At 48.6% G+C, this 11,840-nt stretch carries 12 protein-coding genes; all 12 read right to left on the bottom strand.

Annotated elements, in window-relative coordinates:
• Nucleotides 1–23: 23 nt before the first annotated feature.
• Nucleotides 24–545 (bottom strand): hypothetical protein, encoded by a 522-nt coding sequence (locus NQ502_RS14070; RefSeq protein WP_028528819.1) that lies wholly within the window; start codon nt 543–545, stop codon nt 24–26.
• A gap of 29 nt (nt 546–574) precedes the next feature.
• Nucleotides 575–1,516 carry a 16S rRNA (cytosine(1402)-N(4))-methyltransferase RsmH gene (gene rsmH / locus NQ502_RS14065; RefSeq protein WP_028528818.1) on the bottom strand — a complete coding sequence of 314 codons (942 nt, stop codon included), beginning with the start codon at nt 1,514–1,516 and terminating at the stop codon, nt 575–577.
• Nucleotides 1,517–1,544: 28 nt separating this feature from the next.
• On the bottom strand, nt 1,545–1,976 hold the full coding sequence (gene mraZ / locus NQ502_RS14060) for a division/cell wall cluster transcriptional repressor MraZ (protein ID WP_028528817.1): 432 nt from the start codon (nt 1,974–1,976) through the stop codon (nt 1,545–1,547).
• A 259-nt stretch (nt 1,977–2,235) separates the two neighbouring features.
• Nucleotides 2,236–3,129, bottom strand: a complete 894-nt coding sequence (lgt, locus tag NQ502_RS14055; RefSeq protein ID WP_028528816.1) for a prolipoprotein diacylglyceryl transferase — start codon at nt 3,127–3,129, stop codon at nt 2,236–2,238.
• 18 nt (nt 3,130–3,147) lie between these two features.
• A complete protein-coding gene (gene ychF / locus NQ502_RS14050; protein ID WP_028528815.1) occupies nt 3,148–4,245 on the bottom strand; it encodes a redox-regulated ATPase YchF in 1,098 nt (365 codons plus the stop codon).
• 83 nt (nt 4,246–4,328) lie between these two features.
• Nucleotides 4,329–4,976: a thiamine diphosphokinase gene (locus tag NQ502_RS14045; RefSeq protein ID WP_028528814.1), complete on the bottom strand. Its 648-nt coding sequence runs from the start codon at nt 4,974–4,976 to the stop codon at nt 4,329–4,331.
• An 18-nt stretch (nt 4,977–4,994) separates the two neighbouring features.
• Nucleotides 4,995–5,654: a ribulose-phosphate 3-epimerase gene (gene rpe / locus NQ502_RS14040; protein WP_028528813.1), complete on the bottom strand. Its 660-nt coding sequence runs from the start codon at nt 5,652–5,654 to the stop codon at nt 4,995–4,997.
• Between the two features lie 2 nt (nt 5,655–5,656).
• Entirely contained in the window at nt 5,657–6,526 is an 870-nt protein-coding gene (gene rsgA, locus NQ502_RS14035) for a ribosome small subunit-dependent GTPase A (protein WP_407691144.1), read from the bottom strand.
• A gap of 23 nt (nt 6,527–6,549) precedes the next feature.
• On the bottom strand, nt 6,550–8,688 hold the full coding sequence (gene pknB / locus NQ502_RS14030; RefSeq protein WP_028528811.1) for a Stk1 family PASTA domain-containing Ser/Thr kinase: 2,139 nt from the start codon (nt 8,686–8,688) through the stop codon (nt 6,550–6,552).
• A complete protein-coding gene (locus NQ502_RS14025) occupies nt 8,682–9,425 on the bottom strand; it encodes a Stp1/IreP family PP2C-type Ser/Thr phosphatase (RefSeq protein WP_028528810.1) in 744 nt (247 codons plus the stop codon). The genes pknB and NQ502_RS14025 overlap by 7 nt, the downstream gene beginning before the upstream one ends.
• Nucleotides 9,426–9,439: 14 nt before the next feature.
• A complete protein-coding gene (gene rlmN / locus NQ502_RS14020) occupies nt 9,440–10,471 on the bottom strand; it encodes a 23S rRNA (adenine(2503)-C(2))-methyltransferase RlmN (protein ID WP_028528809.1) in 1,032 nt (343 codons plus the stop codon).
• A 5-nt stretch (nt 10,472–10,476) separates the two neighbouring features.
• On the bottom strand, nt 10,477–11,832 hold the full coding sequence (gene rsmB / locus NQ502_RS14015) for a 16S rRNA (cytosine(967)-C(5))-methyltransferase RsmB (protein ID WP_028528808.1): 1,356 nt from the start codon (nt 11,830–11,832) through the stop codon (nt 10,477–10,479).
• Between the last annotated feature and the right edge of the window lie 8 nt (nt 11,833–11,840).

The following is an 11,840-nucleotide window of genomic DNA, read 5'->3' as shown; positions in this document are numbered from 1 at the left end:
TGGTCTTCTCGCCACTGTCTCACCTACTCCGTGCCAGGCACATCCTGATACTGACGCACGTAACTGTTTCCAGCCGTATCATACGTCATGATCTGTTCTTCTGTCGGATACTGCATGCCCAGCTTATTGATTGCTGTGTTTTTTACACTCTCCAAGTCCACGGAAGCCATAACGGTATTATAAAGCGCGTCATTGTCAGCCTTCAGCGTACTGAGCTCAGACTCCTGTCTGGCCATCGCCTGCAGCTGTGACGTGAGTTCTGCCCGCCTCTGAAGATATGACACACACAGAAACAGCGTGATAACTGAGATGAGTGCAAGAAACATTACATAACCGCGGCTCATCTGTGTTGCCTTCATACGGTTCTTCTGTGTCGACACACTGACTGCCCTGCCGGCTCTTGACGGCTGTGCCTTCCGGCTTCGCCCCGGCTCATGCCGCTGCGGCATCTCATCCAGTTTGCGCACGGTATTCCCGCTGATATATGACTGTCCTCTGTAATAATCCGATCTCGTTGAATTTACCCTTCTTGATGAATTCGCCATTTATTATCTCCTGACTGTCAAGACTTTTTTCAGGTTTTCTTTCTTTCAAACACACGAAGCTTCGCGCTTTTCGAACGTTTATTGACTTCCATTTCTTCTTCTGAAGGCAATATGGGCCTGCGTGTAATAATCCTCCCCTTCGATACCTTACCGCAGACACAAACCGGAAAATCGGACGGACATGTACAGGGATTTTCATTTCTTCTGAAAATCGTCTTTACAATCCGGTCCTCCAGTGAGTGGAATGTAATAATGCAGATTCTCCCTCCATCGCTCAAAAGATCAATCATACCATCCAAGGAATCCCTCAGCACATCGAGTTCCTGGTTCAGCTCAATGCGGATTGCCTGAAAGGTACGTTTCGCAGGATGTCCTCCGACTGCCCGTATTTTCATCGGAATGGCCCTTTTCACCACTTCCGCAAGCTCCCCTGTCGTGTCAATCGGTGCTTCCTGCCTTGCTTTTACAATATGTTTGGCAATATTTTTTGCAAACTTGTCTTCTCCGTAATCGCGAATGATCCGATACAGATCTTTTTCACTGTAGCCATTCACGATATCTCTGGCTGTTTTGTCCTGGCGCTGGTCCATACGCATATCCAGTGGCACATCCTCCCGATATGTGAACCCTCGCTCTTTCGTATCCAGCTGGTATGAGGACACGCCAAGATCCAGTACAATACCATCAACTTCCCGGATACCAAGGTTTTGTATTTCCCGGACCATGCTGCAATAGTTGCTGCGAATGATCGTCGTGATCTGCTGATAGTCTCTCAGACGGCCGGCCGCAGCCTCTATTGCAGCAGCATCCTGGTCTATACCGATAAACCTCCCCGTGGCAGTCAACAATTTGCATACCTCCAGGGCATGTCCGGCACCTCCCAGCGTACCGTCGACATAAATCCCGTCGGGTTTTACCTTTAGATTGTCAATCGTTTCCTGAAGTAATACTGACTTATGCTTAAACTCCAATTCGATTCTCCTGTGCAGTGTTTTTCCCTTAGATTACGATACCCATATCCTGCATCCCTTCTGCAATGGCATCCATATCATCATAACTGCTGTTTTCCATCCATTTGGTTTTGCTCCAGATTTCAATTCTGGTGATATTTCCAGTAAGTACTACGTCTTTTTCCAGACCAGCAAATTCCCGCAGCGTAGCCGGCACGAGAATCCTCCCCTGCTTGTCCAGTTCACAGACTGTTGCCCCCGCAACAAAGAAACGTGAAAAGGTTCTAGCATTTTTGTTCGTAAGTGGTAAAGCTTTCAGCTTCTCTTCAAAGGCTTTCCATTCGTCCATGGGATAAATTGATAAACATCCGTCCAAACCCTTCGTCAAAACAAACTCCTCTCCCAGGAGTTCACGAAACTTTGCCGGTATGATTAATCTCCCCTTCGTGTCAATTGAATGACTGTACTCTCCCATGAACATAATAATAACCTCTTTCGTCGGAAGTGTATCTCTCCCCTGCACTTCCGGCGGCGCTTTGGAGAGAACTGCCACATTCTCTCCATTCATCACCACCTTTTACCACTTGCCACCACTTATGTTCTTATATTACTCTACTTCCCCCCAAAAAACAAGACTTAAATAATGCTTTTTTAAAGAACTTTTTGTGAAGTTTCCGCGGTTTTTCGACAAAAAAAGAGGAGAAATCGGCCTGATTTCTCCCCTTTATACAAGGTATGCTCTACTCTTTATTTTCATCCACAACATCTAGTGTTTCCGCATTTTTTCTTAATTTTTTACGTTTCCATAAAATGGAAGCTGCTGCCGCCACCACCAGGATACCGGATAAAACCTGAGACACCGGAATCCCCACTCCGGGTATCAGAAGCTGATCCGTGCGCAGTCCTTCGATCCATGCCCGTCCCAGACCGTATCCCATAAGATACAGCAGAAAAACTTCTCCGTCAAACTTCTTCTTTTTCCTGTAAATCAGCAAAAGAATCAGAATACAAAGGTTCCAGGTTCCTTCATACAGAAATGTGGGATGAACCTGAATCATCTCCACGCCTCCCACTGTCTGTACATGCGCCCACATCTGCTGCGTGATCTCATTTTCTCTCACCGCAGATACCGGAAGCTGCATGGCCAGCAGACTGTCGGTATATCCGCCGAATGCTTCCCGATTAAAGAAGTTCCCCCACCTGCCGATAATCTGTCCCAGCAGAAGTCCCGGCGCAATGCAGTCCACCATTCTCATAAAAGACATCTTTTTTACTCTGGAATAGATAAAAACCGCAACTGCCGCTCCGATGATACCGCCGTAAATCGCCAGTCCCCCATGTCTCGTATTAAAAATTTCCAGCAGATTGTCTTTATAATTGTCCCACGCAAATATCACATAGTAGATCCGGGCTCCGACCACACCGGCCACAAGACCGATGATCAGCATGTCCCAATAATAATCTGTATTCTCGCCGACGCGTCTGGCCTCCCTCAAAACCACAAACATCCCAAGCATCATCCCTGTCACAACGATGACACCGTAGTATGCAATGTCTATCCCAAACACCTGAAACGTTTTTCCCACATTGTCAAGATGAATTCCCAGATGCGGAAAGTTGATCGCTGTATCCATTTGCTGTTCACCTTCTTCTTATACATTAAATCGGAATAAAATGACGTCTCCGTCTTTTACCACGTATTCTTTCCCTTCCATTCGTACCAGTCCTTTTTCTCTGGCTCCTGCGTATGACCCGCAGTCCAGAAGATCCTGATAATTGACAACCTCCGCCTTGATAAATCCGCGCTCAAAATCCGTGTGGATCTTTCCTGCCGCCTGCGGCGCCTTTGTTCCCTGTTTGATTGTCCAGGCACGGGTTTCATCCTCGCCGGATGTGAGATAGCTGAGCAGTCCCAGGAGGCGGTAGCTCGCCCTGATCAGTTTCTCCAGGCCGGATTCCTTCAAACCCAGATCTTCGAGAAACATCTTTTTCTCCTCTTCCTCAAGCTCGGCGATCTCCTGCTCGATCTGTGCACAGATCACGAAAACTTCACTGCCCTCTTGAGCGGCAAACTCTCTGACCTGCTGAACATACGGATTGGACGCACCGTCATCTGCCAGATCATCCTCGGCAACATTTGCTGCAAAGATCACAGGTTTCTGGGTCAGCAGATTGTAAGAACTGATCAGCGCCTGCTCCTCATCATCCGCAGCTTCCATTGTCTTGACCGGTTTTCCCGATTCCAGATGTGTTTTCAGTTTCGCAATCGTCACCAGTTCTTTCGCAGCATTCTTGTCATTTCTGGCTGATTTCGCGGTCTTTGCTTCACGGCGTTCCAGTATTTCTAGGTCGGAAAACACGAGCTCAAGTTCAATCGTCTCAATGTCACGCAGAGGATCGATCGTCCCGTCCACATGAACAACGTTGGAATCCTCAAAACAGCGCACGACGTGAACGATCGCATCGACTTCCCGGATATTGGCGAGGAACTGGTTGCCGAGCCCTTCTCCCTTGGATGCGCCTTTTACAAGCCCCGCTATGTCCACAAACTCAATGACTGCCGGCGTCACCTTTTTAGACTGGTAAAAGTCTCCGAGCAATTTCAGTCTGTCATCCGGTACCGGAACGATTCCCACATTCGGATCTATGGTGCAGAACGGATAATTCGCAGATTCTGCGCCCGCCTTAGTCAGTGAATTAAACAGTGTACTTTTCCCCACATTGGGAAGTCCGACAATTCCTAATTTCATTGTAGTTATCTCCTATATTTCAGTTTATCATAATTCTGTAGATTTTATCACAGATACCATCCGGTGTAAATATCCCGCTAATCTCAATCGCGTGACTGGATCATGATCAGGATACCCGTTTTCATGGATACATAAGCATCATCCGCTGTGATCTCGTTGCTCACACCCAGCCCGCTGTCATTTTTCAGCGTGTGATCTGTCAGCGGGTATTTGAATCCACGCAGTGTAAGTCCCTCCGTCTTTTCTCCCAGCGGGAGAAACGAAACGTATGCTCCATACTGCTCTTCTCTTTTCAGCCGGACCTCGCCGCGGATCAGAGAGATCCTGTTGTGTTCATCCAGGATATATGCCGGTATCCCCGCCTCCAGTGCAGGCTTCAGGGAATAGATATTCCCAAGCGTATGGTCCAGTCTCGTCCCGGTAGCCCCAAGCAGCCATATCTGACTGCTCCCGTGTGTAATCGCCTTCTCCAGTGCGATCTGGGTATCTGTTGCATCCTTTACTGGATTGTATTCCCTTATGGGAATCCTGTTATGTGCACGGTATTCCCGGATCACTTCCGCCGGGACACTGTCAAAATCCCCCACAATATAATCCGGACTGATCCTGTGCTCCCACGCAAACAGAAGTCCTCTGTCTGCCGCTATGATGTAATCCGGTTTTTGTTTTTCCATAAAATCAAGGGCAAGATCAGAATTGATATTGCCCCCGCTGATAATCAATGTGTTCACTTTTTGCTTCCCTGTTTCCTATTCATATCGTTTAAATGCTTCCTGGAAGTTTTCGATATTTGCCCGGATATCTCCGCCGAACACTGCAGAACCTGCAACAATAATATTTGCACCTGCTTCCAGCACCTTGTCGATCGTCTTGCTGTTTACGCCTCCGTCGACCTGAATATCCGTTTCCAGTCCCCGAGATTGGATCATTTCCTTCAGATCTTTGATCTTATCTGTGGATTTTTCGATATAGGACTGTCCGCCGAAACCCGGGTTTACGGTCATCAGAAGCACCATATCCAGTTTATGCAGCACATATTCCAGCTGGCACAGCGGTGTCGCCGGATTGAGCGCAACGCCTGCTTTGCAGCCTGCCTTATGGATATCTGAGATACATCCTTCCAGATGTCTGCACGCCTCTGCATGTACCGTGATCATATCGGCGCCTGCTTTTGCGAAGTCATCGATGTAGCGGTCTGGATTGGAAACCATAAGGTGCACATCGAAAAACAGTCCGCTCTCTTTGCGAATGGACGCAATCACCGGCATACCAAACGAGATGCTCGGAACAAAATCCCCGTCCATCACATCGATATGCAGCCACTTCACTCCCGAATCCTCAATCATTTTCAGCTGTTCTCCCAGACGGTTAAAGTCTGCCGACAGCATAGATGGTGACAGTTGATACATACTTAATACCTCCTCTTTTCCCTTTCTTTTAGTTCCTCAAACAGCTCCCTGTAATCCGCATATCGTATGGAGCTGATCTTTTTCTCTTCCACTGCACGGCGTACCGCGCAATCCGGTTCTGAGATATGCACACAGCCCTGAAATCTGCAGGCCTCCTCATACGGACGAAATTCCATGAAATACTCTTTCAGTTCTTCCTTATCCATATCTTCCACTGTCAGTGCGCTGAAACCCGGTGTATCCATCAGATACGTGTCTGTGTCAATCTGAATCAGCTGGGCATGGCGGGTCGTGTGGCGTCCGCGCCTTAGCTTGCGGCTGATCTCACCAGTCTCCATATACACTTCTTTCTGAAGAAGATTGGTAATCGATGATTTTCCCACCCCCGAAGGGCCGGCAATGACCGTGGTCTTCCCTCCAAGTACCTCCCGTATCTCCTCGATCCCTTCCTCCAGGCGTGCACTCGTAAGAATGACCCGGTATCCGCAGGACGCATATGTCTCATAGAGCAGACGGAGTTCCTCCTCTGTTGCCATCTCTTTTTTATTAAAGCAGATGGTCGTCCGGATCCCCTGGCATTCCATCATGATCAGAAAACGATCCAGCAAAGAAAAACTGGGCCTTGGGTTCTCGATCGCGAAAATCACCATGGCCTGGTCAATGTTTGCGGCCGCCGGACGAATCAGCTCGTTTTTGCGCGGATGAATCCCGACGATGGTACCGGTCTTTTCAGATTCTTCCAGCACTTCAACCTCAACCTCATCCCCGACCAGCGGTTTGATTTTTTCTTTCCTGAATATGCCTTTCGGCCTGCACTCATAGACCCCGGCTCCCGCTACGGAAACATAGTAGAAGCCGGCAATTCCTTTCATTATCCTTCCACGTATCATACGTATTATGACTCGGTAAACGGAACGGTATACTGTGCCCGCTGAACGTAATCGCCATCCACCAGTTCATAGAGGTAGACTGTCCCGGTGTCCACACCGTCGGCACCTGTGATCTCCACATTATACGGGAAGGAGATCGTGGCACCCTCAACGATCGGTGTCGTCACAGTCTCACCGTTAACATTCTGTACAAGTTCCAGTTTTACTGCTCCGCCGGAGTAGTTGCTCGGCTCACCCAGGCGTTTGCTGCAAGCCCATGTTCCGCTGTATGTGCCTGCCTGTGAATCACTGCCGTCCGGCGAATCGTTCTGCAGCGGCGTATTGTTCGTGGCATCTGCCCGGTTCACGCTGATCGTGATCTCAGTTCCGCTGTTCACTCTGGTGCCCGATGAGATGCTCTGCTCATAAACCTCACCTTCGCCCACGGAGCTGCTCGTTCCCGTCTCGACCGTCACGATCAGTCCAAGATTCTCAAGTGTTGCCTTTGCGTCTTCCTCAGAGATTCCTCTGACACTTGGTACTGTTACTTCCACATCCGATGCTCCCTTGCTGACAACCAAAGTTACGGTATCACCGACATTCACCGATGTTCCTACATCCGGACTGACAGAGATGACGCTGCCAATCGCAACATCCGCACTGTAATCCTGCTGTACACTCGTCTCAAGACCCATATCACGGAGGGCCGCTTCTGCATCCGCCTGAGGCTGCCCGACAATATTCGGTACTGTAAGCTGAGCGCTTCCCGTACTCAGGGTATATTCTATCGTTGTATGTTTCTGAACTTTGGAACCTGCCGCTTCACTCTGACGCATTATCTGACCTTTCGCATATTCATCGGATGGTTCCTCCGCTACTTTTTTGAGGCCGATTCCCGTATCCTTGAGTGCTTCTTCCGCCTCTGCCACGGTCTTTCCCCGCAGCTCCGGCACTTCTACCATGTCCTCATCGTCAGACGTCTCATCATCCTGATTGTCCTGATTCTCTTCAATCTGCTGCGGTTCTTTCTTCTTGTCAGAACCGAATTTAAAGATACCCGCAGCGGTTCCGATAAAATAGATCAGGATGCAGATGATGATCGCGCCGATGATAAATCCGCCGATGGTCATCGCTTTTTCAAGCTTGCTGCTGATGCCGCCCTCGTCATCCTCGTCGTCATCCTCGTACTCATCTTCATCATCATCGTCATAGATGACCGGCTGTTCCTGGTACGGCTTATCCTGTGCCTCTGTCTTTCCTTCTTTGATCGCATCCAGCTCTTCCTGTGAAATGCGTACAGTCTGTGCGTGGCTCGAGAGCGGCGCCAGCTGTACAAAGGTCCCGTTCGGGTCAACCAGCGAGTGCTTCAGATCTTCGATCACTTCCGACAGGTTGTTGTATCTGCGGTCGACACTCTTCTGTGTACATTTTAAGATGATCTGTTCCAGGCTGAACGGCAGATCCGGCGTATATTTTGACGGCGGCACCATTTCCTCCTGCAGATGCTTGATGGCAATCGCAACAGACGTATCTCCGTCGAACGGTACCCGCCCCGTAACCATCTCATACATTGTGACACCCAGTGAATAGATATCACTTTTTTTATCGCTGTATCCTCCGCGCACCTGTTCCGGAGAACTGTAATGCACAGAAACCATCACATTCGACGTGATCGTGTTGGAAGATACGGCCCTCGCAATGCCGAAATCGGACAGTTTTACCTTTCCGTCCGTGGAAATAATGATATTCTGCGGTTTGACATCGCGGTGTACAATGTCGCTGTTATGAGCAGCTTCCAGCCCCAGCGAAACCTGAATCGCAATACTGGTCGCCTCTTTGACGCTTAATTTACCCTTCTTTTTTATATAATCCTTTAACGTAATGCCTTCCACCAGCTCCATCACGATAAAGTTAACGCCTTCATCCTCTCCGACATCATATACGTTGACAATATTCGGATGTGCAAGGCCGGCTGCCGCCTGCGCCTCTTTCCTGAACTTTGCAACAAATGATTTGTCATCCCGGAATTCCGGCTTCAGAACTTTAACCGCCACGAGTCTGTTCAGCTTATGATCACGCGCTTTATAGACATCGGCCATTCCACCGGTGCCGATCTTGCTGATAATCTCGTAACGCTCTACTAGAATCATTCCCTCTTTTAACATTCTCTCACCTCTTTTTTAAATGGTTCAACCACAATGACTGCAATATTATCTCTGCCGCCGTTATCATTCGCCCTGTGCATCAGTGCTTTTGCGGGATCTTCCCCATCCCCGCACGAAGTCAGTATTTCGAATATCTCATCGTCGGTAAGCATACCGGACAGTCCGTCGGAACACATGATAATCCTGGCATTATCCTCCAGCTTGACGTCAAAGAAATCAATTGCCACATCCGGCCCGGTCCCAAGAGCCCGGGTGATGATATTGCGGTCCGGATGATTACGGGCCTGCTCCTGGCTGAGCTCGCCCATGCGTATCATCTCCCCTACCAGAGAATGATCTCTGGTCACCTGTTCCATTTTATCACCGGCCACATACAGCCGGCTGTCCCCAACATTTGCAACATAAACATATCGCCCCACAACAGTTGCTGCAACGATTGTAGTACCCATGCCCTTGAGTTCTTCATTTTTGGAAGCCTGATCCAAAAGCTGTTCATTCGCAGTTTCAATCGCACTGCGGATGATTTTTATTGGATTGAAGTTAATATCCTGCTTCACTGCTTCCACCAGCACCTTCACTGCAAAGCTGGAAGCAAAGTCACCTGCATTGTGTCCTCCCATCCCGTCTGCCACCACAAAAAGATTCGGAAGATTTCCTATCGGCTGTTCAGATGTATATATGTAGTCCTGATTTATTTGTCGAACCTGCCCAACATCTGTAACAGAAAATGCTTTCATTCCCCACACTCCTTTTAGTTTTGATCAAGATAGCTTTTGCGCAGCTGGCCGCAGGCCCCGTCAATATCTCGCCCCATTTCTCTTCTAATAGTAACATTAATTCCGTATTTTTCAAGCTTATTTTTGAATTTCTCCACATCTTTTTTGTCAGATTGCACAAAACTGCGTTCCCTGATCGGGTTCACCGGAATCAAATTCACATGGCAGTTCAGGCCTTTTATTTTCTCCGCCAGCTCATCGGCATCCTGCTGACTGTCATTATTTCCGCTCACCAGACTGTACTCAAACGTCAGCCGGCGGCCGGTCTGTTCAAAGTAATACCGGCAGGCAGCAAGCAGCTCCCGGATGGAATATCGGCTGGCGACCGGCATCAGTGCCTTTCTCTTCTCATCGTTCGGGGCATGCAGAGATATGGCCAGTGTGATCTGAAGCTTTTCATCTGCCAGTTCATATATCCTCGGTACGATCCCGCACGTCGAAACCGTAATGTTCCGCTGACTGATATGAAGCCCCCGCTCATCCGTCAGGATATGCAAAAACTTCAGCAGTTCCCCGTAATTGTCAAAAGGCTCCCCTGTCCCCATCACGACCACGTTGGAAACTCTTTCCTTCGTCAGGTTCTGAATCCGGTATATCTGTAAGAGCATCTCTGCGGCTGTCAGATTTCTGGTAAGTCCGCCGATCGTGGAGGCGCAGAACCTGCAGCCCATGCGGCAGCCGACCTGAGAAGAGATACAGACGGAGTTTCCATGCTGATACTGCATCCACACACTCTCTATCACATGTCCGTCCTGAAGGCGAAACAGGAATTTCTTTGTACCGTCAATCTTCGAGGTCTGCACCTGCACCGTCTCCAGCTCATACAGCGGATATTCCCCTGCCAGTTTCTCCCGGAGCGCCTTCGATACATTGGTCATCCGATCGTATCCGGAGACCGTCTTTTTATGCAGCCAGTCAAAAATCTGACCGGCTTTGAAAGATTTCTCGCCCATCTGTTCCACGACTTCCTGTAATTCTGGAAACGTCATGGAACGAATATCCCGCATCTGTGTCATTTCCCTGTCCTTTTCATTCTGGCAATAAAAAACCCATCCGTCTTATGCACTCCCGGGAGAAGCTGGAGGTAACCTTTCGGGGTCGTTTCTCCACGCAGCTCTTCCGGCAGGTAAGGATCCAGACTCTCCAGTTCATACGGATAATTTTTCACAAACCATTCAATATTATTCTCGTTTTCTTCTCTTCCTATCGTACATGTGCTGTAGACCAGCGTCCCTCCCACCTTCACGTAGGAAGAAGCATTGTGCAGAATCTTGCGCTGCAGTATGATCAGGTCCTCCTGCTTCTGTGCGGTCACCTTATACTTGATATCTGTTTTCTTTCCGATCACACCGTAACCGGAACAGGGCACATCTGCCAGGACGACATCCGCTTTTTCTATGGAGTCTCTGTCAAACACCGTAGCATCCTGGCAGACGGCATGTACATTGATTGCATTCATACGCTGAATGTTCTCTTCGATCATCCCCACCTTGTAATCCGTCAGGTCTCTGGCCTCCACGGTTCCGTATCCCATCATCTTGTCAGCTACATGCAGGCTTTTTCCGCCGGGAGCCGCACAGAGATCGATGACGCAGTCATTTTTTTCCGGAGCAGCCACTTCAGCTACGAGCATGGAACTGATATCCTGCACCATAATGCAGCCCATTTTAAAGACATTCAGCATGGAAAGATAATTGTAACCCGATATATAGTATGCATAGTCCAGATATGGAGCCTTTTCCACCGTAACTCCCTGTTCTTTCAGTCTCTGGATTGTAACCTCCGTATTGATCATGTACTGCACACAACGGATCGTCGTCGGCTTGTCTTCCATAAAATCTGCCGCCATACGTTCTGTCTGTTCAAATCCATATTCCAGTACCCATTTCTCGACAAGCCATGCCGGAATTGAATACTTTACCGATAGATACGCGATTGGCTGCGTCTCGGGCGGATACGTGATATTCTCTTTATTGCGTGCCACATTTCTCAGTACCCCGTTCACAAAACCTTTAAGACTGTAAAAACCCTTTTTCTGTGCCAGTTTTACCGCCTCATTACAGACTGCGGAATCCGGTATCCGATCCATGTAGATCAGCTGGTAGACACCGCTGCGCACGATTTCCCGGATCACAGGTTTCATTTTCTCAACTTTCACACTGGAAAACTGTTCAATGATATAATCGATCGTGAGCATATACTCTATGGTCCCCTCGCAGACACGTGTGATAAAGGCACGATCCTGTTTCGGCAGATACTGATATTTATCCAGTGCATTTCTGATCGCTATGTGGCTGTATTCTCCGTCTCTGTCTATTTCCAAAAGTACACCGAGTATGATTTCTCTGGTACTGATTACACTTGCCATTTGTACTC

Source organism: Ruminococcus gauvreauii (assembly GCF_025151995.1).
Taxonomy (GTDB): domain Bacteria; phylum Bacillota; class Clostridia; order Lachnospirales; family Lachnospiraceae; genus Ruminococcus_G; species Ruminococcus_G gauvreauii.
This window is presented reverse-complemented; position numbering and strand designations above follow the sequence as displayed.

What these genes read in the sequence shown, in the direction of transcription:
- NQ502_RS14070 (WP_028528819.1), bottom strand. Translation starts at nt 545, where the DNA reads ATGGCGAATTCATCAAGAAGGGTAAATTCAACGAGATCGGATTATTAC.
- mraZ (WP_028528817.1), bottom strand. Translation starts at nt 1,976, where the DNA reads ATGTTCATGGGAGAGTACAGTCATTCAATTGACACGAAGGGGAGATTA.
- lgt (WP_028528816.1), bottom strand. Translation starts at nt 3,129, where the DNA reads ATGGATACAGCGATCAACTTTCCGCATCTGGGAATTCATCTTGACAAT.
- ychF (WP_028528815.1), bottom strand. Translation starts at nt 4,245, where the DNA reads ATGAAATTAGGAATTGTCGGACTTCCCAATGTGGGGAAAAGTACACTG.
- rpe (WP_028528813.1), bottom strand. Translation starts at nt 5,654, where the DNA reads ATGTATCAACTGTCACCATCTATGCTGTCGGCAGACTTTAACCGTCTG.
- rsgA (WP_407691144.1), bottom strand. Translation starts at nt 6,526, where the DNA reads ATGAAAGGAATTGCCGGCTTCTACTATGTTTCCGTAGCGGGAGCCGGG.
- pknB (WP_028528811.1), bottom strand. Translation starts at nt 8,688, where the DNA reads ATGTTAAAAGAGGGAATGATTCTAGTAGAGCGTTACGAGATTATCAGC.
- NQ502_RS14025 (WP_028528810.1), bottom strand. Translation starts at nt 9,425, where the DNA reads ATGAAAGCATTTTCTGTTACAGATGTTGGGCAGGTTCGACAAATAAAT.
- rlmN (WP_028528809.1), bottom strand. Translation starts at nt 10,471, where the DNA reads ATGCGGGATATTCGTTCCATGACGTTTCCAGAATTACAGGAAGTCGTG.
- rsmB (WP_028528808.1), bottom strand. Translation starts at nt 11,832, where the DNA reads ATGGCAAGTGTAATCAGTACCAGAGAAATCATACTCGGTGTACTTTTG.